We start from the raw sequence: 26,108 nt of genomic DNA, 5'->3' as shown, positions 1-26,108 counted from the left end.
TGCCCCGGACCGGCACGTCAAAGGAGACATTTCCCGTGAACCACCTGATGAGCCCGCTGATACAGCGGGCGGCCGATGCTCCGGCCATCAAGCCCGCCGTGGAGCTGGGCACCCCGCTGCTGCTCACCATCGCCGCCGTTGGCATCGCCATCCTGCTGGTGATGATCATCCGCTTCAAGATCCAGGCGTTCGTGGCCCTGCTGACCGTCAGCATCCTGGTTGCCGTGGCCGCCACGATCCCGCTGCAGGACATCTTCACCGTGGTGTCCGGCGGCGTGGGCAGCACCATGGGCAAGGTGGCCATCCTGATCGCGCTCGGCGCCGTGCTGGGCCGCATGATCGAGGTCTCCGGCGGTGTCCAGTCGCTGGCCGACCACTTCACCCGCAAACTCGGCGCCCGCCGGGTGGCCGTGGCGCTGACCGCCGTCGGCTTCCTGGTGGCCATCCCCGTGTTCTTCGAAGTCGGCATCATCGTGCTGGTGCCCATCGTCTACGCCTTCGCCAAGATCGCCAAAGTCCACCCGGTTAAGTTCGGCCTGCCCATGGCCGGCATCATGCTCGCCATCCACGTGGCCGTTCCGCCGCACCCGGGGATCGTTGCCGGCGCCGGCGTGCTGGGTGCCGACATCGGGCTGATCGCCCTGATCTCACTGCTCATCTGCATTCCGCTCGGCTTCCTGTCCTACTGGGTGGCGTCCATCATGAACCGCAAGGACTACGAGCTGCTGCCGGCCGTGAAGACCCAGGTGGAGGAGTTCGGTTCCGACTCACTGGTCAAGGTGGGCCACGACGGCCCCGGTGCCGCCGCCATCGCACCCCCTCGCCCGGGCCTGATCATTTTCCTGATCGCCGCCCCGATCGTGCAGATCCTCCTGGGTACCGCCGGCACCCTCATCCTCCCCAAGAGCGATCCCCTCTACGGCCTGGCAGCCTTCATCGGCAACCCGTTCCTGGCCCTGCTGGTGGCCGTGGCGCTGTCCTTCTTCCTGCTCGCGGTCCGCCGCGGCTGGTCCTTCAAGGAGACCGGTGAAATCTTCGAAGGCGCCCTGCCTCCCATCGCCTCCATCCTGATGGTGGTGGCTGCCGGCGGCGTCTTCGGCAACGTCCTGCAGGTCTCGGGCATCGGCGGGGCGCTCTCCAAGACCCTGGACACGCTCGGCGTGCCGCTGCTGCTGCTCGGCTTCATCATTTCCCTCGCACTGCGTGCCGCCCAGGGTTCGGCCACCGTGGCCATCGTGACCACCACCGGCCTGCTCTCCGCAGCGGTCAGCGGCGGCGGCTACAGCCCGGCCCAGATCGCCGTGATCGTGATCGCCATCGGCTTCGGCGCCTTGGGCCTCTCCCACGTCACGGACGCCGGCTTCTGGGTGGTGGTGCGATACTACGGCCTGACCGTCTCGGACGGCCTGAAGACCTGGACCGTCCTGACTACCATCCTGGGCCTGGCCGGCTTCGCGCTGACCTTCGTGGCCTGGATCCTGGTGGGAGGCCTGGGCGTCTGATGCGTACCCGACTGGACCACCTGGTCACCACCGCCCTGCAGCAGGGTTCCGCCGTGCCGGCCTTCACCTGCTACGACTTCACCACCGCGCTGGCCGTGGTGGGCGCCGCAGAGGAATCAGGACGCGGTGCCATCCTGCTGGTGGCACCCAAGACCGCCGCCACCGCGAACGGGCTCAGGCTCATAGCGGCGCTCCGCACCCTGGCCGACGCGGCCGCGGTTCCGGTGGCCGTGCAGCTTGACCACGCCAGCGACCTCAAGGTGATGGCCGACGCCGTCGCGGCAGGGGCGGATTCGGTCCTCGCCGACGGTTCATCCCTTCCCTACGAGGACAACATTGCCCTGGTCAAGTCGGCCCGCGCCCTGCTGGGCCCGGACGTGGTGCTCGAAGCGGAACTTGGCGGCCTGGCCGGCGACGAGGACCGCGCCTTCGGTGCAGACCAGTCCGGCGCCGACGTTGCAGGCCTGACCGACTCGGCGCAGGTGGAGGACTTCGTGTCCCGTACCGGCGCGGAACTGCTTGCCGTGGCCGTGGGCAATGTCCACGGCAAGTACAAGGGCGAGCCGCGGCTGCGCTGGGACGTGCTCCAGGACATTGCGGCCCGGGTCCACATTCCGCTGGTGCTGCACGGCGCTTCCGGCATCCCCGCCGGGGAACTGGTGAAAGCCGCGGCCATGAACGTAGGCAAGGTCAACTTCAACACCGAGCTGCGGACCGGCGTGCTGGCCACCCTCCAGGACCAGCTGCCCGCCCACCGTGCGGACGGCGAAAACCTGCAGGGCCTGCTGGCCCGGTGGAACCACTCGGCCAAGGAGTTCGCCACCGCCACGCTGGCCACGCTGGCACGGTAGGAAAGACCCCACTCCGGGGGAGGCTAGGATCAAGCCATGATCCTGGCCTCCCTCTTTTTTGCCTTCCTCGCCGCGGCGCTGCACGTTTTCATCTTCACCATGGAATCCGTGACCTGGACCCGGCCCGCCACGTGGAAACGCTTCAGCATCGGATCCCAGGACCATGCAGAGATCACCAGGCCGCTGGCGTACAACCAGGGGTTCTACAACCTGTTCCTGGCAGTGGGTGCCCTGGTCGGAATCGGCCTGGTGGTGTTCGGGGCCGGTCCGGCGCAGCACGTGGCGGGCTGGACCCTGGTGTTTTCAAGCTGCGGCTCCATGCTCCTGGCGGCCGTGGTCCTGGCCCTCAGCGGCCGCAAGTACCTCCGCGCGGCGGCCACCCAGGGCGCAACGCCGCTGCTCGCCGTCGTCCTGGGCCTGGTGGCTGTGCTCTAGCCCGGCACCCCTGCCTCTTCTACACCACCGGCAACAGGCGCAGAATGGTGCTGTGAACAGGGTCGGAACGCTGTAAGGCCACGCGGTGCGGCGGGGTCAGGGGAACCAAGACCACGCGGACACGGCAGCCCGTGATCCGGCGATCGACCTTGTCCGCTTCGTCTGCCTGGCATTGGTGGTGGTGGGCCATTCCATGATGGTCAGTCCGGTCCTGCACCCGGACGGGACCGTGACAACGGAGAACACCCTTGGCGACCAGGACTGGTTTGTCCCCGTCATCTGGATCTTCATGGTCATGCCCCTGTTCTTCGTTACCGGGGGTGTGACCGGCCTGCAGTCCTGGCGCCGGATGAAGGCGCGGGGCGGGACGGCGGCCCAGTTCATCCGTGCACGGCTGCTGCGCCTGGTCCGTCCGGCCACCGCGCTGCTTGCGGCGATGGTCCTGGGACTGTTGTTGGCCCGTGCCCTCGGGGTGGACCCTCAAGTGGTCCAGCTCATGGCCACCGGCGCCGGCATGCCGCTGTGGTTCCTGGCCGCCTACCTCGCGGCGCAGTTGAACATTCCGGTCCTGGCGGCGCTCCATGCGCGTTCCCCCTGGCTGGCGCTGGGCCTGCTCCTCGGCCTGGTGGTTGCCGTGGATTGCCTCCGGGGGGCGCTGCCGAACCTGGCCTACGCGAACCTGGTGTTCGTGTGGTGCGCAGTGCAGCAACTGGGCTTCCTGGCGGCCGACGGCTGGACGTCCCGGCTTTCCCGTTCGGGCCTGCTGGCCATCGCGTTGGCAGCAAACCTTGCGTTGGGTGTGGTGACGGGGCTGGGCCTGTACACCGGCAACATGCTGGTGAACCTCAATCCACCCAACCTCACCCTGGTCCTGTTGGGCGTTTCCCAGCTGGCCGCGATGGAGCTGGCGCGGCCGGTCCTCGCGTCGCTCGCCGAGGTCCGCTGGATTGGCCGCCTCGTGGGCGTGGCGGGCAGCCGGTCCCTGACGGTGTACTTGTGGCACCTGCCGCTGCTGGGCGCGATGTCAGGGCTGCTGCTCCTGGTGCCGTTCCCCAAGCCCGGCGCCGGCACCGCCGCGTGGTGGTGGTCGCGGCCCGTGGTGGTCCTGGCCCTGGTCGTCCTGCTGCTCCCCGTCGCTGCCGCCTTCGGCCGCCTTGAGGACCGGGTAACGGCGCCACACGCCTACCGCAGCCGGCCCGCCTTGGCTGCGGCCGCCGTCGTCGTGGTCTTCCTTCCCGCGGCGGACGCCGCCCTCAACGGGTTGTCACTGGGGCTGCTGGCTGCCGGCACCTTGTGCTTTTCCGCGGCGATCCTCCTGCTGGGCGGGTTTCCGCTGCGGCGCCGGCCATTGGCCGGGACCAGGCCCCCGCGACGGCCGGCGCGCGGGCCGGCGGCCCGGACCACCTCCCGCCGGAGGCGCGGCCGAAGGGGCATTGCCAGCGGGGTGAAGTAGTGCCAGTGTCAAACCATGACCGAGAACACCATGTCCACAGAGGATAAGTTCACCCCCAACGTCACCCTGCGGCGCAACGACGCGGACCACCGGTACGAACTCCTGGTGGACGGCAGGCTCGCTGTCCAGGCCTTCTTCCACGACCTGCCGGGACATATCGACTTCACCCATACCGAAACGGGCCAGGACTTCGAGGGGCAAGGGCTGGGCAAGGTGCTGGCGCATTTTGCCCTGGATGACGTGGTGGCCACCGGCAAACGCATCATCCCGCACTGCCCGTTTATGTCCAGCTACCTCCGCAAGCACGAGGGCTACGAACAGTTCGTGGACTGGCCCGAGCGCTGACCCGCCCGCCGGCCCCGCACGCTGATTGCATCCGCCGATCACATTCGCTGGCCGCGGGCCGGCGCCCGCGCTCGGAGCAGGGTCAGCTGGCCAGGGCCGAATCGCTGACCGCCCAGGCGGTCCCGGGGTCGTCGATGGTGAAGCCGCAGGCACAGCGGTAGGTGGTGACGGTTTCGGCCGCCTCCGGCCGCAGTGCCACCACGGAGGTTCCGTCAACGTAAACGGGCTGCCGGACCGGAAGTTCCCCGTGATCGACAAGCTGCATCGGCGTGCGGCAGTGCATGCGCGAATTGAGGGTCACCAGCAGTCCTGCATCGACAGGTACCGTGGCGGCCGGAAACTGCTCAGCCGGTTCGCGGCGCTCCCCAAACGCCATCAGCTGCTCATCCATTGCGGTGGTCATCATGTTCTTCCTTGGGCTTCTTTCACGGAACCGCCATAGCCGGCAGTCCCGCCGCGAACTGCTTGCGGAGGTTCATCTACCCCATAAGAAAAGCATGCTTACTAATTGATTCACAAGTCAGGGCCCTCATCTCCGGTTCCAGCATCGCCGGCGCTGCCAAGTCCAGGCGTGCCAGAACAGCAGGGCAATCAGGACGGCAGTCCCGCCGGAAATCCCCTGCGGGGCAAAGGCGAACACGAGATAGTCGAACGTGGCCCGGTCTCCCATGGACACGGACATGGGGTTGTTCAGCAGCGCCGACGCTCCGCCGGCAATCATTGCGGCGCACAGCAGCCACAGCGCCACGATGAACGGGTTGGGCGTCGGCCATGACCTTGGCGTCCCTGCCGGATCAGCACCGTCTGCTTCAGGCGCTACGGGTTGTCCGTGCCTGTCCACTTCGCGGAATCCGAGCGCCCCGGAGTGTTGCTGTTCCATGTTTCCCCCTCAGGCAGCAGCCCGGCCGGCTGCCGGCGGTACCAGCCTAGCGGCCCACAACATGCTCCCGCTGGCTAGGCTTGCAGCATGACGCCAACCAGCACCCGAACCACAGCACTCGTCACCGGAGCCAGCGCCGGGCTGGGACACGAATTCGCCAAGCAGCTCGCGGCCCAGGGGCACCCCCTTGTCCTGGTGGCCCGCAGCGCCTCCCGCCTGGAGGAAACCGCGGCGGACCTGCACCGGCGGTACGGAATCACGGCTGAGGTCCTGCCCGCTGACCTCACGGTGGACGCCGACGTCGCCGCCGTCGTCGAACGTCTCAAGGACCCCGCGCGGCCGGTGGGCATCCTGGTGAACAATGCCGGTATCGGGCTGCTGCACAACTTCGAGGACAACCCGATCGGGGCGGAAAAGACCACCTGAAGCTGCACGTGGAAACGGCCATGGTGCTCACCCACGCGGCGCTCGGCGGAATGCTCGAACGCGGGGAGGGCAGGATCATCAATGTGGCCAGCGTGGCCGCCTTCCTACCCCGCGGCACCTACTCGGCAGCGAAAGCATGGCTGGTCAGTTTCAGCCGGTGGGCCAACCTGGCGTACCGCTCGCGCGGGATCCAGGTCACCGCGGTATGTCCGGGTTTCACTCACACCGAATTCCACGACCGGATGGGCATGGACAAGTCCGTGGCCCCGTCCTGGACGTGGCTGCGCGCGGAGCGGGTGGTGCGGGAAGGGCTCGCGGACAACGAGCGCGGCAAGGCGGTGTCCGTACCTTCCAGGCGCTATAAGGTGGTGGCCGCCGTGGCCAAGCTGGCGCCGGCGCGGCTAATGGCGGGACCGGCGCGCAAACCCAAGCCGGAGCGCAACCCCGGGTAGCTGTACCGGGCCTTCAAGGCCGGCGGCTGCTTGCGGCCCGGAGCGGCGGACGGCCACCACCACCAGGATGCCCAGCAGCGCGCCCACCAACGTTTCCACGGCCCGCTCCAGGATCAAGACCCCCGGCTCGGCCGGCGAGGCCAGTTGGGTCATGAGCAGGATCACCGGGGTGAACCAGACCATGGCCAAGCCGTAGTGCCTGGTCATGAACAGCTCGGTGGCAAACTGGAAAAGGATCACCAGGAGGGCCAGCACCTGGGCATGGCGCGCGGGCTCCTGGAACGCGGGGTAGAACCCGGCCAGCGTCCAGGGTGCCGGAAGGAGGACGACGGCGGTCACGGCCAGGCCCAGGAAGGTCCCCACGATGCGGTGGATGCCGCGCCGGACACGGCTGGGAAGGTCCGCCCCGGCGAGCGGCACTGCCGCGGCTGCCATGGCCCAGTGCGGATGGCCGCTGCCGCTGAGGACGCCCACTGTTCCGGCTGCGCCCACGGCCAGCACATACCGTGCGGCGTGGACCAGCAGCTCACGCCGGCCCGCCGGGGTGGGGGAGGGCACGGCCCTGGTGGCGCCGGGTTCCCAGGACCTGCGCCGTATCCAGCCGCTGAAGCCCACCGCCATGGAGAACACAGCCGATCCGCCGGCGATGAGCATCGCCACATACCAAGGGACCGCGACAGGAACGGAAGCGCAGGCTCCGAGGGCCAGGATGCCGAAGAAGGGTCCGTTGGGTTTCAGCCGCACCCGGTCCGAGTAGGCGGAGCCCACCCCGGCAAGGGTGGCTTCCACGGCCACCAGCCACCAGGAATGGAGGTGGTTGATGGACAGCGTGATCCCCACGGCCACTCCGCAGAGCAGTACCAAGGCGGCCTGGCCTTGGTGCCGAAGCCGCAACTGGTGGGGCTCCGAGCGGCCGTACATCCCGGTAAGGGCACCGAACACGGCGTAGATGATCAGGTCAGTCCTGCCCAAGGCCAACAGGATCAGGGAGGGGGCTGCGACGCTCAGGGCAACCCGGAACGCCGCAAGATGGTCGTTGGTGGCCGGTTCCAGCCGGTGCAGCGCGCGCACCTGGTCCACTACGCGCTTCATATCCCGAATCCATTCCCTGTTACTGCGGTGCCGGCGCCTGATGGGGCCTTTGGGAACGTATCACCAGGCATCCCGCAGAGTCATATGTTGCCGGCTGGGCTCCTGACACACCAGGACATCCGGCGGGCACGCGAAGGCCCGCTTCCGTACTTCCCGCAGGAAGCACAGGAGCGGGCCTGTGAGCGTGGGCTACAAGAATGCCCGGGCGGCAGGCGGGAGCTTACGCTCCTGCCGGAACACCGCGGTGTGCATGCGGATCCGTACCGTCCTGGGTGTCGAACGGCAGTTCGTCCAGGTTGATCAGCGGGTTCTGGTCCTGGGTCTCCACCAGTTCCTTGGCTTCCGCCTGGGTATCAACGCTGGGCATCGATCCCGGGAGGGGGCGGTTGGCGGATTCCTTCAGGAAGTAAATGGCCACGGCGCCAACCAAAGAGGTTGCCATCAGGTAGTACGCCGGCATCATGTCGTTGCCGGTCGATTTGATCAGCAGTTCCACGATGAAGGGTGTGGTTCCGCCGAAGATCGCCACCGCGAAGTTGTAGGCAATGCCCATGGCTCCGTAGCGGCTCGACGTGGGGAACTGGGCCGGCAGGGCCGAGGCGAGGTTGGCCACGTAGAAGGTCACGGGGAAGGCAACCAGGGCCAGGCCTGCCAGGGTGGACCAAACGGCACCGATACCGATCAACAGGAACGCCGGAACGGCCAGGACGATGGTGCTCACCGCACCGATCCACAGCACGGGGCGGCGGCCGATCCGGTCAGACAGCCTGCCGGTCAGTGGGATGCAAAGGCTCATGACTACCAGCACCGGGATGGTCAACAGCGTGCCGTGGAGCTCGTCGTAACCCTTGGCGTCGGTCAGGTAGGTGGGCATGTAGGAGGTCAGGGCGTAACCAGCCGTGTTGGCGGCCGCAACCACAACCATGGCCACGATGATCGGACGCCAGTAGGCCTTGACGATACCGACAGGTCCCTTGGCCGTAGGGGTGCCTTCGGAGGCGTTCTTGGCGTTTGCCTCCTGGGCGTCCAGGGTGGCCTGGAACTGCGGCGACTCCTCGATCTTGCTCCGGAAGTACACGGCGATCAGGCCCAGCGGGCCCGCAATCAGGAACGGGATGCGCCAGCCCCAGTCCTCCATGGTGGCCTGGCCCAGGGTCAACTGCAGGACCGAGACCAAGGCCGCGCCGATAGCGAAGCCCATGTAGCTGCCCAGGTCCAGGAAGCTGGCAAAGAAGCCACGGCGCTTGTCGGCGGCATACTCGCTGACGAAGGTGGTGGCACCGGCATATTCACCGCCGGTGGAGAAACCCTGGATGACTTTGAGGAGCACCAGCAATGCTGCCGCCCACAATCCAATCTGGGCGTATCCGGGCAGCAGGCCGACGGCGAACGTGCTGGCCGCCATGATCATCAGCGTGGTGGCCAGGATCTTTTGCCGGCCCACTTTGTCGCCGAGCCAGCCGAAGATGACGCCACCGAGGGGGCGGGCGATAAAGGTCGCCGCAAATGTGCCCAGCAGGAAGAGGTTCTGCGTCGTGGGATCGGATTCCGGCAGGAACACGGGCCCCATGGTGGTGATGAGGTAGCCGAAAACGCCGACGTCGTACCATTCCATCGTGTTTCCAACGATGGTGCCGCCCAGTGCTTTTTTGAGCATGGGCTGGTCAACTACGTTGACGTCGGATTCCTTGAGCCGGCGGCGTGGCAGGAGCCTGGGCTTCTTGGCAGCCGTGGGGGCCGCAGGGTCGGTTCCGCGGGCGCTCTTGGCGCCTGCTGGAGAGTGGTTACTGCTTCGGTCTGTGGGCATTTGGGCAACTCCTGTGGAGGTCATTTGCTTGCGACTTGTAGCTGCCCCGCTCCGGGCAGGCCTTCAATTTTACGGGATGTCTATGGCGTTTGCTCGGCTCAATGGCGTAGCATGCTCCCTTTTCTACCCCTGAAGTGCCGCATTTGGTACCTTTTTTCGCCGTGGATTCCCGCGCTACTACTGGGAAGCAGGCTGATCAACGGCGCCGTTACCAAAAATTTTTCCTCGGGAACCGTTTCAAGCCGTTTATTTGGGTAAATGCGGGCGCGGAAGTGAGCACGGTCACGGCCTCCGGAGGGGTTCACAGGAGCCTTCGGGGTGCCTATGGTAGAGCGATGAACACACTTCTTTTCGGCTGACTGCCCGCGCACGCCCGGGCGCCCGGCCGGCGCCTCGTTTCAACGAAGAACGATGGAAAGAAGGGAAAAAGACATGGGTGAAGAGTCCAACCAGTTCCACATCAGGCCAGAGGTGGCGGACCATCTTGCCGCAGCCATGGACGCCCCGGTCACACCCGGGCCCGCAGTAAGCGGGGCTGTCCCCCTGGCCCGGCAGAATGCATGGCCGGATGGCGGCGGCAAACGCCGGCATCCGAAGGACCGGGCTGCCGGACACGGCCGCATGGGCCACGAGGCGGCAGTAACCGCCGTCCACCGGACCGGCCGGCCGCAGATGCCGCACTCCTCGTAGCCGCCTGGCAAAGGCCACTGCACCGATCGAAAACGCAAATTACCTGGCGCCCCGGAAATGTCGCGGGCGCCGGGTAATTTCCGTCTTGCCGCGCGCACGGTACGTCGCAAACCGGGGCGTCATTCCCGGACCACCTCCGCCGGGTCCTTGTCAACGCGCCAGCCCCGCCACCGAGGGTGCCGCAGCCTGCCCGGCCCGGTCCATTCGCTGTAGGTCACCTCTCCCACCAGTTCCGGGGCCACCCAATGGGCGTCCGCTGCGTCCAAACGGGGGACATCGTGGAACGGGGACGCCTTCCGGCCCAGCCGTTCCACGGTTTGCCGCAGTTCCGTGAGCTCGCGCATGCTGAAACCACTGCCCACCCGGCCCACGTACTGCAGCTTGTCGCCATCGGGAATCCCCACCAGCAGTGAGCCCACCGTCTCTTCCCGGCCGCCCTTCCCCGGCCGCCAACCGCCCACCACCACTTCCTGGGTTTGCTCAAGCTTGAGTTTGATCCAGGTCCGGGTCCGTTGGCCGCTGACGTACCGGCTGTCCGTCCGTTTGGCCATGATTCCTTCCAGGCCCAGCTCCCTGGCGCTGTCCAGCAGGAGCCCGACGGGTTCCTCGAGCACCATGGACAGGTCCACCGGACAGGCCGACAGCCTGAAGAACTCCTCGAGCCTCCGCCGCCGGGTGCTGAGCGGCAGGCGCCGCAGGTCCTTCCCGTCGTCGAAAAGCAGGTCGAACAGCATCAGTTGCACCGGGATGGCGGTGCGGGCTTTGGCGACGTCGGCGGCCCGGGTGAGTTTCATCCTGCCCTGCAGGAGCCCAAAGTCGGGCCTGCCGCCGGGCCCGACGGCGATGATCTCGCCATCGGCCACGAACGGCTGCTCCGGCCAGCAGGCGCGGTCCGTAAGCTCCGGGTAGGTCTTGGTCACGTCGTTGCCGTTGCGGCTCAATATCCGGATCTTTTCCCTGTCGGCCACCAGGATTGCCCGGACCCCGTCCCATTTGAGTTCAAATTGCCACGTGCTGCCGCGCAGGTCGGCTTCGGTGCCCGCCGTGGCCATCATGGGCCGGTATTCGGCAGGGTCCGGGGACGGATCCGGTGCGGCGGGCGCGGTCCGGGCAGGCTCCGCAGCAGACGCCGTGCCACCTGCGCCGGCTTCGCCCCGTTCCGGCGACGGCTCTGCTGCTCCCGTCGGCGCGTGCCGTGGTCTCCCGCCCGCGTGTTCCGGGTCCATGAGGTGGATAAGCCACTGCTTCTCCCCGTCCTTGTCCCGGCCGCGGCCGGTGTGGATGAGCGCCAGTTTCGTGGGCCCTCCCAGGCCACCACCCTCCGATCCGGTCAGGGTGACGATGACTTCCTTGCCATTGATCCACTTGTGCAGTTCGTAGGTGCCGGTGTCCCAAATGGTCATCTCACCCGCCCCGTATTGTCCCTTGGGGATGGTCCCGTGGAAGGTGAGGTAGTCCATGGGATGGTCCTCGGTCTGGACGGCCAAGTGGTTCTTGCCGCCGGATTGGGGGACCCCCTTGGGCAACGCCCAGGACACCATGACGCCCTCGTGCTCCAGGCGCAGGTCCCAGTGCAGCCGGCTGGCGTGGTGTTCCTGGATGACGAACGCGTTCCCGCCCGTCGGGATGCCCGCGAAAGGCTCGGGCGTTGCCTTGGGATCACGCATGGAGCGGTACGCGCCCAGGCGGGGGTCGCCGTCGTGCCCGTCCTCCGGTTCCTCCGCGCGGGCCGCAGCATTGACGACGACGGCGAACGGGTCCTTGCCGTCCCGCACCCGGCGCAGCACTTCCCGGTAGTCCAGGTGCTTCAGGCGGGGAGACCCGATTTCCCGCCACGTCCGCGGGGCTGCCACCATAGGCGTGGGCCGGCCGCGCAGCGAGTAGGGAACCACCGTGGTTTTCGCCGCGTTGTTCTGGCTCCAGTCCACCAGCACCTTGCCCCTGCGCAGCGTCTTCTTCATATCGCTGACGGCGAGGTCCGGGTGGTCCGCCTCGAGCGCCCGGGCCAGTTCGCGGGCGAAAGCGGAGATCTGCTCGGACGTCTGGGAACCGTCGAGCGCGGCGTAGAGATGGATGCCCTTGCTGCCGCTGGTCACCGGCACCGGTTCCAGGCCCACGTCCTCCAGGATGGACCGCGCGAGCAGTGCCACCTCGCGGCATTCCGGCAGGCCCGCGCCCTCACCCGGGTCAAGGTCCAGTACCAGCCGGTCCGGGTTCAACTGGTTGCCGTGTGCATCCACCCGCCACTGCGGCACGTGGATTTCGAGTGAGTTGATCTGCCCGAACCAGGCCAGCGTGGCGGCGTCATTGACCAGGGGGTAGTGGATGGTCCGGTCCTTGTGGGTGATCGCGGCCCGGGGCAGCCAGCCGGGGGCCGAGTCCTCCAGGTCCTTTTGGAAGAACACCTCACCGGGCTTGCCTGCCGTGCCCACGCCGTTGACCCACCGCTTGCGGGTGGCCGGCCGGTTGGCCGCGGCGGGGATCAGGACGTGGGCCACTGCGGCGTAGTAAGCCAGCACGTCAGCCTTGGTGGTGCCGGTCTCCGGATAGATGATTTTGTCCAGGTTGGTGAGCGTCAATTCGCGTCCCGCCACCCGGACACGTTCCCTAGTGCCGGCCACAGGTCTTCACCTCCGGCCCGCTCTGATGTTGACTGTATGAATGAGAGCCATCTGGAAGGGTGCCATCGCGTTCGGGCTGGTCAACGTGCCCGTGAAGGTCTACAGCGCCACTGAGGATCATGACATCAGTCTGCACCAGGTGCACAACGCCGACGGCGGAAGGATCCGCTACCAGCGCCGGTGCGAGGTCTGCGGGGAGGTGGTGGACTACTCGGACATTGAGAAGGCGTTCGAGGAGGACGGCCGGACCGTGGTGCTTTCCAAGGAGGAACTCAAGTCCATTCCGGCCGAGAACAGCCACGAGATCGAAGTGGTGCAGTTCGTGCCGTCCGAGCAGCTTGAACCCATGATGTTCGAGAAGAGCTACTACCTGGAACCGGATTCCAAGTCGCCCAAGGCGTACGTCCTGCTGCGGCGGGCCCTGGAGGACACGGACCGGGTGGCGGTGGTCCAATTCGCGCTGCGGGAGAAGACCCGGCTGGGGGCCCTGCGGATCAAGGACGACGTGCTGGTGCTGCAGTCCCTCCTCTGGCCGGACGAGGTGCGGGAGGCCAGCTTCCCCTCCCTCGAAGCAGACATCCGGATTTCGGCGCAGGAACGGGACATGTCCGCGGCCCTGGTGGAGTCCATGGCAGCTGATTTCGACCCCACCTCCTTTACCGACGAGTACCAGGTGCAACTCCGCCAGCTCATTGAGGCGAAACTCGAACAGGGTGAATCGCTGGATACGGAGGAGACTTTCGGCGTCGAGTCCGGTGAGGGCGGCAAGGGCGAGGTCATCGACCTGATGGAAGCCCTGAAGCGGAGCCTGGACCGGAAGCGCGGAGGTGCCGCCTCGGGCGGAGATTCCGACGGCGGCGAGGACGCGGCGGACGGGGAACCTGCCAAGCCAGCACGCAAGGCCGCCGGCACCAAAGCGTCCGGTGCCAGGACAGCCGCTGCCAAGACAGGCACCGATGAGGCAAAGCCGGCCACCACGAGGCAGGCAGGCAAGGCCACTGCCACGAAGGCTGCCGCGAAGCCGGCGGCCAAAACCGCCGCCAAGACCTCGGGCACTAAGTCCGCCGGCACCAAGTCCACCGGCGCAGCGGATGGCAAGCCGGCCGCGAAGACCAGCACCAGGACCCGCAAGCCTGCCTGATCCTGCCCGGCCGGGACAGTTGCTGCGCCTTTACAGGGGCTGCCATCGCGTCCACAATGAGTCGCATCGCAGCCTCCGCTGTGCCAACAGCGTGCTGTCACCCATTCGGAACGGACCCGTGGGAACGGGCACGTAAAGGGGCGCGGACATGAACGACCAGGCAGCAGCGGAGGCGGACCGGCAACTCAAGGCAAAGCACCGGGCCATGTGGGCGTCGGGGGACTACCCGGCGCTCGCGGACGAACTGCTCCTGGAACTGGGTGCCGTGCTGGTGGAGGCGTGCGGCATCAAACCGCGGCAGCGTGTCCTCGACGTTGCGGCAGGGACCGGCAACGCAGCCATCCCCGCTGCCATGATGGGCGCCAAAGTAGTGGCCAGCGACCTCACCCCAGAGCTGTTCGACGCAGGCCGGAAAGAGGCGGCCAACCGGGGCGTCACCCTCGACTGGAAGGAGGCTGACGCCGAAGCCCTGCCCTTTGGCGATGAGGAGTTCGACGCCGTCATGAGCTGCATCGGGGTGATGTTCGCGCCGCGCCACCAGGCCGCCGCCGATGAACTGCTCCGCGTCTGCAAACGGGGTGGCACCATCGGGCTGCTCTGCTGGACGCCGGAAGGCTTCATCGGGGAATTGTTTGCCGCCCTGGGACCGTTCGCGCCCCCACCCCCGGCGGGTGCCCAGCCCGCCACGCTGTGGGGGAGCGAGGAACACCTCCGCGAACTCCTGGGGGACAGGGCGGCCGGGATCCGCACCCGGAAGCAGAACCTGGCCGTCCGGAGCTTCCACCAGCCGGCGGACTTCGTCAGGTACTTCAAATCGCATTATGGCCCGATGATCTCCGTGTACAAATCACTGGCCGATGACCCGGACAAGGTCAAAGCCCTGGACCGGGCGCTCACGGACCTGGCGGACTCCTACGGGGACGCGCACGGCGACATCCCGTTCCAGATGGAATGGGAATACCTGGTCTTCACCGCGAGGAAGGATTGAGCATGACCGGAAACCACGTGGCAACGTCAGTCACCACCATCGATGCCCCGCCGGACCGTGTGTGGGAGGTGATCACCGACCCCGCGGCGGTGAAGGAGTTCATGTTCGGAGCCACCCTGCAGACGGACTGGAAGGTTGGCAGCCCCATCATCTGGCTGGGCGAATGGGAAGGGAAACCGTACCAGGACAAGGGCGAGATCCTGGCCGTGGAACCTGGACGAAAATTGGTCCACACCCACTTCAGTCCGCTCTCCGGCCAGCCTGACGAGCCCGGAAACTACCACACGCTCGAATGGACCCTGGAGGACCAGGACGGCACCACCCGGCTGTCCCTGGCCCAGGACAACAACCCCAGCGAGGAAGCCGCCGCCCACTCCCAGGCGATGTGGGACAAGCTGGTGGCGGACGTAAAGGCCATCGCCGAACGCGGCTGATCCCCGCCTCCCAACTGGGTCGCACATGTTGTCGTTTTGGGCGTTCAAAACTACAACAACTGCGAGTTGCTTGGGTGGGGTGGCGCTTAAAGCCAAGCGGCCGCCGTCGGGCACCCCTCCTTGGGGGAAGCCCGACGGCGGCCGCCGGCTGTGTGCTGCCAGGCAGCGTGGCTGCTACTCGGCGTCGTGATCCGTTTCCAGGATCTGCACCAGGCGTTCCAAGGCGTCGTCCGCACCCGCGCCCTCGGCGCGGAGGACCACCACGTCGCCGTGCGAGGCGCCCAGGCTCATGAGGGACAGGATGCTGGCGGCATCCATTGCCTCGTCTGCCGGCTCCCCCTCGCGGGCGATGGTGATCTCCAGGTCGAACTCGCCTGCCGCCTCAGCGAAGATGGCGGCGGGGCGTGCGTGCAGGCCCACTCGGCTGGCGACGGTTGCGGTGCGTTCTGGCATTGTTGCTCCTTAGTCGTTCGGCGTGCTGATGGTTCAGCGCCGGGAGGATAGGTGGGTCGGGGCCGGCTTAGACGGTTACGGGAACCGGTTCAACCGTATCAACGGTCTTCTTGACTGCCCAGCGTTTGAGAGCGATCACGGACAGGGCCGTAACTACCGTACCGACCACGATCGAGACGACGAACATCAGGAAGTTGTCGATGGCGAAGAAGACGAAGATGCCGCCGTGCGGTGCCTTGGATCCGACGCCCGCCGCCATCGAGATGGCGCCGGTCACCGCGCCGCCGAGCATGCTGGCGGGGATGACGCGCAGGGGGTCTGCAGCGGCGAACGGGATGGCGCCTTCGGAGATGAAGGACGCCCCCAGCAGCCAGGCGGCCTTGCCGTTTTCCTGCTCCGCGAGGCTGAACAGCTTCTTGTTCAGGACGGTGGAGGCCAGCGCCATGGCCAGCGGGGGAACCATGCCGGAGGCCATGACCGCGGCCATGATCTGCCAGGGTGCCTGGTTGTCGATGGTTGCTGCCCCCAGGCCGGCGACGGCGAAGGAGTAGGCAACCTTGTTGACGGGACCGCCGAGGTCGAAGCACATCATCAGGCCCAGGATCACGCCGAGCGCGATGGCGCCGGCACCGGTCAGGCCGGACAGCCAGGCATTCAGGCCCTTGGTGATGGCCACGATCGGGCCGCCCAGGATCAGGAACATCAGGCCGGAGGCCACCAGCGATGCCAGCAGCGGGATGATCACCACGGGCATCAGGCCACGCAGCCAGCGGGCTACCTGCAGGCGGCCCACCACGTGGGCGATGTAACCGGCGAGCAGGCCGCCGACGATGCCGCCGAGGAAGCCGGCTCCCATGAATCCGGCCACGGCACCGGCGACGAAGCCGGGGGCGATGCCCGGACGGTCGGCGATCGCGTAGGCGATGTAGCCGGCCAGCGCCGGGACCAGGAAGCCCAGCGAGAGCGCGCCGATCTTGAAGAGCACCGCACCCAGGTAGGCGCCCAGCGGACCCCACGCGTTGTCAGGGAACTCGGTGGGCAGGTTGAACAGGCTGTTCTGGACAACGATGTTGTCCGCGTACTTGGTGATCAGGTAGCCGCCCATGAGGAAGCCGAGGGCGATCAGGAGGCCGCCACCTGCCACGAACGGAATCATGTAGCTGACACCGGTGAGCAGGGCCTTCTTCAGCTTCTGCCCGATGTGCTCGCCCTTCTCCTCAGCCTCGTGCTCGGCCTGCTCCTCGGCACCGAAGTGCGGGACGCGGCGGGCGTGGGGGTTGTCGGCTGCGGCGAGTGCTTCCTGGACCATCTTGTCCGGCTCGTCGATGCCGCGCTTCACGGGGGCGTTGATCACGGGCTTGCCGGCAAAGCGCTCCTTGCCGCGCACATCCACGTCCACCGCGAAGATGACGGCGTCCGCGGCGGCGATGACGGCGGGGTCCAGTGCCTTGGCACCGGACGAGCCTTGGGTTTCCACCTGGAGGTCCACGCCCATTTCCCGGGCGGCTGCCACGAGGGAATCGGCCGCCATGTAGGTGTGCGCGATCCCGGTGGGGCAGGCCGTGACGGCTACCAGGCGCTTGGGGCCGCGCCCGCCGGACCCGGCCGCACCGGCGGCGGGGGCACCGGCGGCGGAGCCGGCGGCACCTGCGCCAACGCTGGCACCAACCGGTACCGCGTCCGCGGGGGCGGTGGCAGCGTGCGCGGCGGGCTTGTCCGCCAAGGCCCCTTCAACGAGTTCCACGATCTCGGCCTCGGAGGAGGCGTTGCGCAGCGCTGCGGTGAAGTCCTTCTTGATCAGGGAGCGGGCCAGTTTGGAGAGCAGCTTCAGGTGCTCCTGGTCCGCGCCGTCCGGGGCGGCGATGAAGAAGACCAGGTCCGCCGGGCCGTCCTTGGCGCCGAAGTCCACCTTGGGGTTCAGGCGGGCCATGGCCAGGGTGGGTACCGTGACGGCGGCCGAGCGGCAGTGCGGGATGGCGATGCCGCCGGGGATGCCGGTGGCGGTCTTCTGCTCGCGGGCAAAGGCGTCGGCGAAGAGGCCCTCGACTTCTGAGGCACGTCCGGTGGCAGCTACCTTGCTTGCCAGATGCCGGATCACCGCTTCGGGCGCGTTACCCAGGTTCTGGTCGAGCTCGACCAGTTCCGTGGTGATGAGCTGAGTCACTGTCAATCCTTTCGAAGGGCCGTGATGGTTACGGCATCCGGGGTTGTTTGGTGTACTGCCGGAACAGTGGAACCCGGCAGGGAGGCGGCGGCGGCACCGTGGGCCACCGCCTGACGAAGGCAGTCGGCCGGGGCGGATCCCCGGCCGTGGGCGAGCAGGTAGCCGGCCAGCGCGGAGTCGCCCGCACCCACCGTGCTCACTGCGGCGACCGGCGGGTGCGTGGCCAGCCACGCGCCGTCGGCCGTTACAAGGACAGCTCCCTTGGAACCGAGAGTTGCCAGCACAGCACCCACACCGGAACGAACGACGGCGGCCGCGGCGGCTGCAGCTGCAGCCGGGTCCGCTTCCAGCTCGTCTCCGGTGGCCGGGGCAAAACCGGCGGCTGCGGCCAGCTCAGCCAGTTCTTCGGCGTTGGGTTTGAGGAGGTCCGGTTTCCCGGAACCTGGGGTTGTTGCGCCGCTGCCCGTACCGTCGTCAAAGCTTCCGGCGTCGGTCAGGGAGGCGGCCAGGGGCGCCCCGGAGGAGTCGACGGCGATCAGCGGCGCTGTGCCATTGCCCGCCTCCCGGATCCGCCGGGCCACCATGGCGTAGAAGTTGTCCGGGAACCCGGGTGGCAGCGAGCCGGCCAGGACCACCCAGTTGGCGCCGCGCGAGCTTTCCAGCAGCAACTTGATGAGCGCTTCCTGCTGGTCTGCGGCCAGGACCGGCCCGGGTTCGTTGATCTTCGTGGTGACGCCGCCGGGTTCGGTGAGCGCCACATTGGTCCGCAGCGGCTCGTCGATGGGCAGGGAGACGAAAGGCACCCCCTGCTCGCGCAGTCCGGCCAGGACGGGATCGCCGTCCGCTCCGGGCAGGACCGCCAGGGAATCGAGGCCGGACGCCACCAGGGCGCGGGAGACGTTGACTCCCTTGCCGCCGGACTCCTGGCGGACGGAGACGGCACGCTGCACCTCACCGCGGGCCAGCGGGCCGGGCAGGGCAACGGTCCGGTCAAGGCTGGGGTTGGCCGTGAAGGTGACGATCATGCGATCACCACGTCGACGCCGGCGTCTTCCAGGGCGGCCGCGAGTTCGGGCCCGGGTTCACTGTCTGTGATCAAGGTGTCCAGGTCTTTCAGGGAGGCGAACTGGACCAGGGTTTCCGTGTCCAGCTTGGAGGAGTCGGCCAACACCACAATGCGGCGTGCCGACTGGACGAAGGCTGCCTTGACGGCCGCTTCTTCAGGATCGGGAGTGCTGACGCCGAAGGTGGCGTGGATGCCGTTGGTGCCGATGAACGCTATGTCCGGGCGGATGCGGGCGGCGGCGTCCACCGTCGCCTGCCCCACGGCCACCTGGGTAATGCCGCGGACGCGCCCGCCCAGGATCTGCAGGGCTACGCCGGGAACGTTGGAGAGCTTGCTGGCGATAGGGACGGCGTGGGTAATGACCACCAGTTCGTGGTGCGGCCCGGTTCCGTCGGTCGGTTCGATGGCGGTACGGCGCGCCAGCAGGTCCGCCAGGACCTCGGTGGTGGTGCCGCCGTCCATGAGGACGCTGGCCGGCGAGTTCCGTGGAATGAGCGCGAGTGCGGCCTCCGCGATGCGGATCTTCTGGTCCGGCCGCTGGATGGCACGCTCGGTGACGCTTTCTTCGGTGGTGCTGAAGCGGTCGGCAGCCACGGCGCCGCCGTGGACCCGGCGGACGGTGCCCGCGTTCTCCAGGGCGGCAAGGTCCCTGCGCACGGTTTCGGTGGTGATGCGGAAGCGCTCTGCCAGCAGGGTCACGCTGACCCGGCCGTTGCCGGCGACAAGCTCGGCAATCTTTTGCTGGCGCTCTTCGGCGAACACGTACCCTCCGTTGCGTAGGTTCCTGCGTGACTGGCATCACATTGATGTTGAGTTACTTGACTTTATCTTTGCTTATGTTGGTTTGTCAATGGAAACCCACACGAAACAAAATCGGTTGGCGAGCAACCCTTGTTGACGCAGGAAAGCCGGGCCGGACTTGGGATGGTCCAGCCCGGCTCTCCGGGTTCATGGCTTACTCCGGACTCGCGTTCCGGGATTCGCTGTGGCTAGATGCCGCCGTCGCGGGTTTCGTGCCGGGTGATGCGCTCGCCAGTGTTGGGATCGATGACCGAACGGGACTCGCTGACGCGGCGGCTCCGGCCGGGGGAGGCCAGGATCAGCGAGGCGATCAACCCAATCACGCCCACGGCGATCAGGATGTAGCCCACCAGCTGTTGGTCCACGAACGGGATCAGCCCTGGAGCCACGGCCCAGGCAAGGATGGCGCCGAGGGCGATGAGGAAGATAGACGAGCCAATTCTCATGACGTGCTCCTTATAGCCGCGTCCTGCGCGGCGCTGGTAGGGCATTGCGGTGATGGTGGTGCGTATGGTGCCACTGCTAAGCATGCTGTCTGTCAGGCGACACGCTACCTCCCGGCGATTCCGGATTCAATCACCGCGCCGGGGCGGCGTGCACGCCTCGCTAGGCTGGTCCGGTGGAAACAGTTGTGTGGTCCAAGCCGGAAGAGTTGCGCGCCGGCACCCCCTTGCTGGTGATGATGCACGGCTACGGCACGGACGAGTCCCGGATGGTGCGCCTCTTCGAGTATCTGCCCCAGGAGTTCACCTTCGCCGCGCTGCGCGCTCCCATGCCCATCGGGGACCACTGGGGGTGGTTCCTGCTGGACTACTTCCTGGCCAACGACTTCGCGGACGTCATCTCCGCGGCCACCTCCGTGCGGGCCTGGATCGGATCGGTCAAGGACCAGCACAGCAGCGTCACCCTGATGGGGTACTCCCAGGGGATGGCGATGGCAAGCACGCTCATGCGGCTGCACCCCGATGACTACAAGGCCGTGGTGGGGCTGTCCGGCTTCGTGCTCAACAACGAACTCCTGTCCACGATGGACTCCTTCGACACCAAACCGCCGTTCTTCTGGGGGCGGGACAAGGCGGACCTGGTGATCAATGAGGACGCCACTGCCTACACCGCCGAGTGGCTGGCTGCCAACACATTGCTGACGGCCCGGACCTACCCGGGCATGGGGCACGCCATGTCCAAAGCCGAGATGGTGGACATCAGCGCATTCCTGCGCCACTACGTGCTGCGCTGAACTCCGCCCGGTGCTGCCGGGCCGGGAAAAAACAGTTGCCAGTCAAATTTGCAAGCGCTTACACTCGTCTGTGGCCATGATCGGTCCTGCAGTGGGCGGACACGGAGATGCTGCTGTGCGCGTGCGCACGGGAGCCTCCTGTGGCCGCACCGGCGGGGCCGGCTGTCCGCAGACTGAAAGGACACCGCACCGCTGATGACACACCTCACGTCACCCGGGACTACCGACTGGACCGGCGCCGCCGCAATCCTGTTCGACCTCGACGGAGTACTGACGCCCACAGCCACAGTGCATGAGCGCGCGTGGCAGGAACTCTTCGACGGCTACCTGGCCTCGCATCCGGACGTTCCCGGGTACCGCGAAAGCGACTACTTCGACCATATTGACGGCAAACCCCGCTTCGACGGGGTGCGGGACTTCCTTTCGTCCCGCGGTATCACCCTGCCCGAAGGCCCGCTCGACGACGACCCCGCCCACGAAACGGTCCAGGGCCTGGGCAACAGGAAGAACGGGATCTTCAACGACATCGTCAGCGCCGGCGTCGAACCTTTCGACGGCTCGGTGCGGTTCCTCGAAGCGGTGCTGGCGCAGGGACTCAAAGTCGCCGTCGTCTCGTCCTCCCGGAACGCGCCCGCCGTCCTGCAGGCGGCCGGGCTCAGCCATCACTTCCCCGTCGTGGTGGACGGGGTGGTTGCCGCGGAACGGGGCCTGCCCGGCAAGCCGAGCCCTGCCACCTACGAGTACGCCGCGAAACTGCTGGACCTCTCCAGCGCCGAGTGCGTGGTGGTTGAAGACGCCGTGTCCGGGGTGCAGGCCGGACGGGCCGGATCGTTCCACTCCGTCATTGGGGTGGACCGGGGCGCCGGCCGGCAGACGCTCCTGGACGCCGGTGCCACCTTGGTGGTCAATGACCTACAGGAACTCATCCCCTAAGCCGGTGATGCCCGTTCCCCCCGGGCTACCGGTGCCGCTACCCCCCCGAGTGGCACCCATCCGAGCAGCGCATTCTCCCCGAATACCTCGTGCCCGCCCCCCGGCGGCACCCAGCAAGGCCAAAAGGATCCCCACCATGGCAGTCATTACCGCGGACCGCGAACGGTTCCCCGACACCCCCTGGCAACTCGTCGAAACCCGCCACGAGGCTGGTGGCGCAGGCACCCTCGAAACACTCTTTGCCCTGGGAAACGGGCACCTGGGTATCCGCGGCGCCCACTGGGCGGCGGCGGATGGCGGCCTGCCCGGCAGCTTCATCAACGGGCTGCATGAAATTTGGGACATCAAGCACGCGGAAAACGCCTTTGGCTTTGCCCGGACCGGGCAACGCATCATCTACGTTCCGGATGCCAACAACTTCGCGGTGGTGGTGGACGGCGAAAGCCTCAGCCTCGCCGAGTCCGAGGTCCTGGAATACCGGCGCGCCGTGGACTTTTCCACCGGAATCTACGAATGCCGCATCACCTGGCAGTGCCGGTCCGGGGCCGCCGTGACCACCACTGAACGGCGCGCCGTCGGCTTCGAGTCCCGCGGCTGCCTCGGCATCTCGCTGGAAGTGGCCACGGACCGGCTGGTTTCGCTGGACGTCACCTCCCAGGTGATCAACCGCCAGGACCAGCCGGTGGAGGACCACTCCGTGCACGATCCGCGCCGGTCCGGCCGCCACGCCGGACGGGTACTGCTGCCCGTAAACCTTGACGGCGGCGACGGTTCGCTGCGCCTCTCGTGGGAGGCCGCAGAATCAAAGCAACGGGTGGGCCTGGCCGTGGACCACTGGACCTCTGCGGGGCACCAGCCTTTCGAAACCCTGGTGGACCAGGATGACAGCAGCGTCCGGTATGTCCTGGCAGTGGAGCCGGACGAACCCTTCCGGCTGGAAAAGAGCGTCAGCTACGCCGCCGGCCGCCGCGTCCAGGACCCGAACGTCGATGCAGCCGCGGTGGCCGAGGAAGCCCTTCGCCCGGTGAACGAAATCTTCGCCGAGAGCATGGCCCACTACCGCGGCTACTGGGCAACGTCCGACATCGTGGTGGGCGGCGGCAGCCCGGGGCTCCAGCAGGCCATCCGGTGGAACCTCTTCCAGCTGGCCCAGGCGACGGCCCGCGCCGATGTTGCCGGCATTCCCGCCAAGGGAGTAACCGGCTCCGGCTACGAGGGGCACTACTTCTGGGACCAGGAGGTGTACCTGCTGCCCTACCTCACCTACACCAACCCCGACGGCGCGCGGCAGGTCCTGGAGTTCCGCCACGGCATGCTGCCAGAGGCCAAGATCCGCGCCAAGGAACTAAGCGTTGACGGTGCACTCTTCCCGTGGCGCACCATCAACGGACTCGAAGCAAGTGCCTATTACGCTGCCGGAACGGCCCAGTTCCACATCGCGGCCGCGATCGCCTTCGCCACCAACAGGTACCTCTGGGCCACCGGCGATGCCGCCTTCCGGGACGGAATGGGTGCCCAACTGCTCATCGAGACGGCCCGGATGTGGATCTCCCTGGGCTTCTTCGGCAAGGACGGCCTTTTCCACATCCATGGGGTCACCGGGCCCGACGAATACACGGCCGTGGTGAACGACAACCTCTATACGAACGTGATGGCCCGTTTCAACCTGCGGGTCGCCGCGGCGCTGGACCACCCCGGGATCGACGACGCCGAGCGGGAGCTCTGGGAGCAGGCCGCCAACCGGATGCAGCTGCCCTTCGATGAGGACCTGCAGGTGCACTCCCAGGACAACGACTTCATGACCCTGGAAGCCTGGGACTGGACCACCCCGCGGTCCAAGTACCCCCTGCTGCTGCACTTCCACCCGCTGGTGATCTACCGCCACCAGGTCCTCAAGCAGGCGGACACGGTCCTGGCCATGTTCCTCCAGTGGCAGGACTTCACGGCACGGGAGAAGCAGCGGGCCTTCGACTTCTACGATCCCATCACCACCGGCGACTCCACCCTGTCCGCCTGCGTGCAGGGGATCATGGCGGCCGAGGTGGGGTATTCAAAGGAAGCCCTGGACCACTTCACCAGTGCCGCGTTCATCGACCTGGACGACACCCACGGCAATACGATCGACGGCGTCCACATCGCCTCCACCGGCGGCGTGTGGTCCTCCCTGGTGTGCGGCTTCGCAGGCTTGCGGGACCAAGGGCCGGTCCCGTTCTTCGATCCGCGCCTGCCCGCGGAGTGGGATTCGCTGGCCTTCCACCTGAAGGTCAGGGGCCGGCTGCTGCTGGTCCAGCTCGCGTCCGGTTCCATCACCCTCACCGTGCAGGAAGGCGAACCCCTGGAAATTGACGTCAGGGGCCAGCGGGTCCTCGCGGCCGCGCAGGGCGTACAGGTCCCGCTGGAGCCGGTGGCCATTCCTGAACCGACGGTCTTCCCCAGCGGCCTTCCGACGGCGAGTATCCCGGTGGTCCGCGGCCACAGCTAGGCCCCTGCCGGGCACCCGGGTGGGTCCGACGGCGGGAGGAGACGGTGGTGCGCCCGCCGCCCTAGTCTCCTGCCGTCGTCGCCCGTTCCACCTGGAGTGCCGCGTCCAGCGGATGCGCGCGTTCATCGCGGGACATGTTGGCGGCTGCCATGGCCACCACCGCCACGACGGGGCACACGCCGCCGGCCACGAGGAAGATCAGCCAGATGGGCAGTACCTCCGCCGCCGGTCCTGCCAGCGCCATGGAGACCGGCATCAGGGCCAGCGACACAAAAAAGTCCAGGCTGGAAATCCTTCCCAGCAGGTGCGGCGGCACGCGTCTCTGGAGCAGGGTGCCCCAGATGACCATGCCGACGCTGCCGGTGGCACCGAACACGAAGAGGGCCGCCCCGACCGCCCAGAAGTTGTCCATCACGCCGATCGCGGCCAGGGGGAGGCTGCCGGCACCCCAGGACACCATCATGACCGTGAGGTACCGCCGCGGCAGCCGGAAGGACGCGGTGAGCAGCGAGCCCAGGGCAGCGCCGACGCCCATGATGGCGAGCAGGAACCCGAACGCGCTTGAATCCCCGCCGAGCTGGTCGCGGACCACAAACGGGAGCAGCACCTCGATGGGGCCGATCAGGAACAGCACCGAGATGCAGGCCCACAGGAGTGTCCACAGGAGCCAAGGGGTGCGCACGGTGTAGCTGACGCCCTCACGCAAGTCCCGGATGAAGGATTGCCGACGGCGTTCCGCGCCTTCCGCCGCTTCCCCGCCTTCGCCGCGGGTGTCCGGGCGTTCCTGGGGGCGCAGGAAGTTCAGGATGACGAAAGCCGCGAAGTGGCAACCGGCAACCGCGGTTACTGCGTGCGACGGCGAGAGCGCTGCCACCAGGACGCCGGCCGCCGCGGGCCCGGCCGCCTGTTGCAAAACCGGCCGCATGGACCCTTCCATGCCGTTGGCCGCCAGCAGGTCCTCCGGTGGCAGGATGCGCGGCAGGATGGCTGAGTACGCCGGGAAGAAGAACGCCGCACCCACCCCCAGCACGAACGCGCCCACCGCCACGTGCCACAATTCCAGCCAACCGGCGATCGCCAGCCCGCTGATGGCGGCGATCACTGCAAGGTTGGCGCCTTCCACGGCGATGATGAGGCGGCGCTGGGGGACCCGGTCGGCCGCGATCCCGCCGGCCAGGACGAAGGCCACCAGGCCAACGCTGCCCGCCGCTGCCACCAGGGAGAGGTCCAATGGGCCGCCACCCAGGTGGATCACCTGGTAGACCATGGCCACGGCCCACATCCCGGACCCGAAAATCGAGATGGCCAGGGCCGCAATCAGCACACGGTACTCGCGATGGGCAAACGGCCGCAAAGCTTTGGGCGTGGGCATAGGCCAAGTCTAGGGGCGTTCCGGCCGGGACAACCACCCTGGGCAGGGCCGGCCGGAACCCCGTCCTGGATTACCCGGCCAGGAGGGTGCTGGCTTCCTGGCGGGTGGTGCCGGAGTCTTGGATGCCGTCGGCGATGTGGGCGAGTTCGGCGGGGATGTCGCGGCCTTTTTTGCGCATGGCGGTGGCCCAGAGGCGGCCGGCGCGGTAGGAGGAGCGGACCAGGGGGCCGGACATGACGCCGAGGAAGCCGATGTCCTGGGCTTCGTGCTGGAGGTCCACGAATTCATGGGGTTTGACCCAGCGGTCCACGGGGAGGTGGCGTTCGGAGGGGCGGAGGTATTGGGTGATGGTGATCAGGTCGCAGCCGGCTTCGTGGAGGTCGCGGAGGGCTTCGGAGATTTCCTCGCGGGTTTCGCCCATGCCCAGGATGAGGTTGGATTTGGTGACCATGCCCAGGTTGCGGCCTTGGGTGATGACGTCCA

23 protein-coding genes and 2 pseudogenes are annotated in these 26,108 nt (G+C 67.3%); 13 read left to right on the top strand and 12 right to left on the bottom strand.

Annotated elements, in window-relative coordinates; genetic code table 11:
• Nucleotides 1-35: 35 nt before the first annotated feature.
• The 5 genes from C563_RS0119360 to C563_RS0119340 all read left to right on the top strand — a co-directional run bounded on the left by C563_RS0119360 (nt 36) and on the right by C563_RS0119340 (nt 4,586).
• Nucleotides 36-1,502, top strand: a complete 1,467-nt coding sequence (locus C563_RS0119360; RefSeq protein ID WP_018763730.1) for a GntP family transporter — start codon at nt 36-38, stop codon at nt 1,500-1,502.
• On the top strand, nt 1,502-2,353 hold the full coding sequence (locus C563_RS0119355) for a class II fructose-bisphosphate aldolase (protein WP_018763729.1): 852 nt from the start codon (nt 1,502-1,504) through the stop codon (nt 2,351-2,353). The genes C563_RS0119360 and C563_RS0119355 overlap by 1 nt, the downstream gene beginning before the upstream one ends.
• A 36-nt stretch (nt 2,354-2,389) precedes the next feature.
• On the top strand, nt 2,390-2,788 hold the full coding sequence (locus C563_RS0119350; RefSeq protein WP_018763728.1) for a DUF1304 domain-containing protein: 399 nt from the start codon (nt 2,390-2,392) through the stop codon (nt 2,786-2,788).
• An 85-nt stretch (nt 2,789-2,873) separates the two neighbouring features.
• The gene (locus tag C563_RS0119345) at nt 2,874-4,241 is read left to right on the top strand and encodes an acyltransferase family protein (protein WP_018763727.1); all 1,368 of its coding nucleotides are present in this window, start codon (nt 2,874-2,876) and stop codon (nt 4,239-4,241) included.
• A gap of 15 nt (nt 4,242-4,256) precedes the next feature.
• Nucleotides 4,257-4,586, top strand: coding sequence for a GNAT family N-acetyltransferase (locus C563_RS0119340; protein WP_018763726.1), 330 nt, complete (start codon nt 4,257-4,259; stop codon nt 4,584-4,586).
• 82 nt (nt 4,587-4,668) lie between these two features.
• Here the strand turns inward: C563_RS0119340 and C563_RS0119335 are convergent, their stop codons facing one another.
• Together C563_RS0119335 and C563_RS0119330 are read right to left on the bottom strand one after the other, a co-directional pair.
• Nucleotides 4,669-4,992 (bottom strand): hypothetical protein, encoded by a 324-nt coding sequence (locus C563_RS0119335; protein WP_018763725.1) that lies wholly within the window; start codon nt 4,990-4,992, stop codon nt 4,669-4,671.
• Nucleotides 4,993-5,115: 123 nt separating this feature from the next.
• Complete coding sequence (locus C563_RS0119330) at nt 5,116-5,466, bottom strand: hypothetical protein (protein WP_018763724.1); 351 nt, start codon at nt 5,464-5,466, stop codon at nt 5,116-5,118.
• Between the two features lie 87 nt (nt 5,467-5,553).
• Here C563_RS0119330 and C563_RS21665 point away from each other — a divergent pair.
• Nucleotides 5,554-6,344, top strand: a pseudogene (locus C563_RS21665) (SDR family NAD(P)-dependent oxidoreductase).
• On the opposite strand, the gene C563_RS21660 reads toward C563_RS21665, so the two are convergent.
• Nucleotides 6,294-7,436: an FUSC family protein gene (locus tag C563_RS21660; RefSeq protein WP_018763723.1), complete on the bottom strand. Its 1,143-nt coding sequence runs from the start codon at nt 7,434-7,436 to the stop codon at nt 6,294-6,296. The pseudogene C563_RS21665 and the gene C563_RS21660 overlap by 51 nt on opposite strands.
• 220 nt (nt 7,437-7,656) lie before the next feature.
• Nucleotides 7,657-9,243, bottom strand: coding sequence for an MFS transporter (locus C563_RS21655; RefSeq protein ID WP_018763722.1), 1,587 nt, complete (start codon nt 9,241-9,243; stop codon nt 7,657-7,659).
• A gap of 432 nt (nt 9,244-9,675) precedes the next feature.
• On the opposite strand from C563_RS21655, the gene C563_RS0119310 reads away from it, so the two are divergent.
• Complete coding sequence (locus C563_RS0119310) at nt 9,676-9,933, top strand: hypothetical protein (protein WP_018763721.1); 258 nt, start codon at nt 9,676-9,678, stop codon at nt 9,931-9,933.
• A gap of 119 nt (nt 9,934-10,052) precedes the next feature.
• Here the strand turns inward: C563_RS0119310 and C563_RS0119305 are convergent, their stop codons facing one another.
• Nucleotides 10,053-12,554 (bottom strand): ATP-dependent DNA ligase, encoded by a 2,502-nt coding sequence (locus C563_RS0119305; RefSeq protein ID WP_026265135.1) that lies wholly within the window; start codon nt 12,552-12,554, stop codon nt 10,053-10,055.
• Between the two features lie 40 nt (nt 12,555-12,594).
• Between C563_RS0119305 and ku the strand changes: the two genes are divergently transcribed.
• The 3 genes from ku (at nt 12,595) to C563_RS0119290 (ending at nt 15,117) form a co-directional block, all read left to right on the top strand.
• Complete coding sequence (gene ku / locus C563_RS0119300; protein ID WP_018763719.1) at nt 12,595-13,695, top strand: non-homologous end joining protein Ku; 1,101 nt, start codon at nt 12,595-12,597, stop codon at nt 13,693-13,695.
• Between the two features lie 148 nt (nt 13,696-13,843).
• Nucleotides 13,844-14,683 (top strand): class I SAM-dependent methyltransferase, encoded by an 840-nt coding sequence (locus C563_RS0119295; RefSeq protein ID WP_018763718.1) that lies wholly within the window; start codon nt 13,844-13,846, stop codon nt 14,681-14,683.
• A gap of 2 nt (nt 14,684-14,685) precedes the next feature.
• Nucleotides 14,686-15,117, top strand: coding sequence for an SRPBCC family protein (locus C563_RS0119290; protein WP_018763717.1), 432 nt, complete (start codon nt 14,686-14,688; stop codon nt 15,115-15,117).
• A 174-nt stretch (nt 15,118-15,291) separates the two neighbouring features.
• Here C563_RS0119290 and C563_RS0119285 read toward each other — a convergent pair whose 3' ends face one another.
• From C563_RS0119285 to C563_RS0119265, 5 genes are all read right to left on the bottom strand, one after another.
• On the bottom strand, nt 15,292-15,570 hold the full coding sequence (locus C563_RS0119285; protein ID WP_018763716.1) for an HPr family phosphocarrier protein: 279 nt from the start codon (nt 15,568-15,570) through the stop codon (nt 15,292-15,294).
• Nucleotides 15,571-15,637: 67 nt separating this feature from the next.
• Complete coding sequence (locus C563_RS0119280; RefSeq protein WP_018763715.1) at nt 15,638-17,734, bottom strand: PTS fructose transporter subunit IIABC; 2,097 nt, start codon at nt 17,732-17,734, stop codon at nt 15,638-15,640.
• A gap of 2 nt (nt 17,735-17,736) precedes the next feature.
• Entirely contained in the window at nt 17,737-18,759 is a 1,023-nt protein-coding gene (locus C563_RS0119275) for a 1-phosphofructokinase family hexose kinase (RefSeq protein WP_018763714.1), read from the bottom strand.
• Entirely contained in the window at nt 18,756-19,562 is an 807-nt protein-coding gene (locus C563_RS0119270; RefSeq protein ID WP_018763713.1) for a DeoR/GlpR family DNA-binding transcription regulator, read from the bottom strand. The genes C563_RS0119275 and C563_RS0119270 overlap by 4 nt, the downstream gene beginning before the upstream one ends.
• Nucleotides 19,563-19,789: 227 nt before the next feature.
• A complete protein-coding gene (locus tag C563_RS0119265; RefSeq protein ID WP_018763712.1) occupies nt 19,790-20,047 on the bottom strand; it encodes a DUF6458 family protein in 258 nt (85 codons plus the stop codon).
• Between the two features lie 173 nt (nt 20,048-20,220).
• On the opposite strand from C563_RS0119265, the gene C563_RS0119260 reads away from it, so the two are divergent.
• The 3 genes from C563_RS0119260 to C563_RS0119250 all read left to right on the top strand — a co-directional run bounded on the left by C563_RS0119260 (nt 20,221) and on the right by C563_RS0119250 (nt 24,253).
• Nucleotides 20,221-20,838, top strand: coding sequence for an alpha/beta hydrolase (locus tag C563_RS0119260; RefSeq protein WP_026265134.1), 618 nt, complete (start codon nt 20,221-20,223; stop codon nt 20,836-20,838).
• Between the two features lie 195 nt (nt 20,839-21,033).
• A complete protein-coding gene (locus C563_RS0119255) occupies nt 21,034-21,771 on the top strand; it encodes an HAD family hydrolase (protein ID WP_018763710.1) in 738 nt (245 codons plus the stop codon).
• 136 nt (nt 21,772-21,907) lie between these two features.
• Nucleotides 21,908-24,253 carry a glycoside hydrolase family 65 protein gene (locus tag C563_RS0119250; RefSeq protein ID WP_018763709.1) on the top strand — a complete coding sequence of 782 codons (2,346 nt, stop codon included), beginning with the start codon at nt 21,908-21,910 and terminating at the stop codon, nt 24,251-24,253.
• A gap of 61 nt (nt 24,254-24,314) precedes the next feature.
• Here C563_RS0119250 and C563_RS0119245 read toward each other — a convergent pair whose 3' ends face one another.
• Both C563_RS0119245 and C563_RS0119240 read right to left on the bottom strand, forming a co-directional pair.
• Nucleotides 24,315-25,625: an MFS transporter gene (locus C563_RS0119245; RefSeq protein WP_018763708.1), complete on the bottom strand. Its 1,311-nt coding sequence runs from the start codon at nt 25,623-25,625 to the stop codon at nt 24,315-24,317.
• A gap of 70 nt (nt 25,626-25,695) precedes the next feature.
• Nucleotides 25,696-26,108 (bottom strand): annotated as a pseudogene (locus C563_RS0119240) (lipoyl synthase); the annotation flags it as partial.

Origin of the sequence: Arthrobacter sp. 135MFCol5.1 (genome assembly GCF_000374865.1) — a bacterium.
Classification (GTDB): Bacteria; Actinomycetota; Actinomycetes; order Actinomycetales; family Micrococcaceae; genus Arthrobacter.
This window is presented reverse-complemented; position numbering and strand designations above follow the sequence as displayed.

Excerpts from the sequence above, each read along its gene's own strand:
- C563_RS21655 (WP_018763722.1), bottom strand. The coding sequence starts at position 9,243 with ATGCCCACAGACCGAAGCAGTAACCACTCTCCAGCAGGCGCCAAGAGC.
- C563_RS0119255 (WP_018763710.1), top strand. The coding sequence starts at position 21,034 with ATGACACACCTCACGTCACCCGGGACTACCGACTGGACCGGCGCCGCC.
- C563_RS0119355 (WP_018763729.1), top strand. The coding sequence starts at position 1,502 with ATGCGTACCCGACTGGACCACCTGGTCACCACCGCCCTGCAGCAGGGT.
- C563_RS21660 (WP_018763723.1), bottom strand. The coding sequence starts at position 7,436 with ATGAAGCGCGTAGTGGACCAGGTGCGCGCGCTGCACCGGCTGGAACCG.
- C563_RS0119245 (WP_018763708.1), bottom strand. The coding sequence starts at position 25,625 with ATGCCCACGCCCAAAGCTTTGCGGCCGTTTGCCCATCGCGAGTACCGT.
- C563_RS0119250 (WP_018763709.1), top strand. The coding sequence starts at position 21,908 with ATGGCAGTCATTACCGCGGACCGCGAACGGTTCCCCGACACCCCCTGG.
- C563_RS0119335 (WP_018763725.1), bottom strand. The coding sequence starts at position 4,992 with ATGATGACCACCGCAATGGATGAGCAGCTGATGGCGTTTGGGGAGCGC.
- C563_RS0119350 (WP_018763728.1), top strand. The coding sequence starts at position 2,390 with ATGATCCTGGCCTCCCTCTTTTTTGCCTTCCTCGCCGCGGCGCTGCAC.
- C563_RS0119290 (WP_018763717.1), top strand. The coding sequence starts at position 14,686 with ATGACCGGAAACCACGTGGCAACGTCAGTCACCACCATCGATGCCCCG.
- C563_RS0119340 (WP_018763726.1), top strand. The coding sequence starts at position 4,257 with ATGACCGAGAACACCATGTCCACAGAGGATAAGTTCACCCCCAACGTC.
- C563_RS0119275 (WP_018763714.1), bottom strand. The coding sequence starts at position 18,759 with ATGATCGTCACCTTCACGGCCAACCCCAGCCTTGACCGGACCGTTGCC.
- C563_RS0119330 (WP_018763724.1), bottom strand. The coding sequence starts at position 5,466 with ATGGAACAGCAACACTCCGGGGCGCTCGGATTCCGCGAAGTGGACAGG.
- ku (WP_018763719.1), top strand. The coding sequence starts at position 12,595 with ATGAGAGCCATCTGGAAGGGTGCCATCGCGTTCGGGCTGGTCAACGTG.
- C563_RS0119310 (WP_018763721.1), top strand. The coding sequence starts at position 9,676 with ATGGGTGAAGAGTCCAACCAGTTCCACATCAGGCCAGAGGTGGCGGAC.
- C563_RS0119265 (WP_018763712.1), bottom strand. The coding sequence starts at position 20,047 with ATGAGAATTGGCTCGTCTATCTTCCTCATCGCCCTCGGCGCCATCCTT.
- C563_RS0119285 (WP_018763716.1), bottom strand. The coding sequence starts at position 15,570 with ATGCCAGAACGCACCGCAACCGTCGCCAGCCGAGTGGGCCTGCACGCA.
- C563_RS0119295 (WP_018763718.1), top strand. The coding sequence starts at position 13,844 with ATGAACGACCAGGCAGCAGCGGAGGCGGACCGGCAACTCAAGGCAAAG.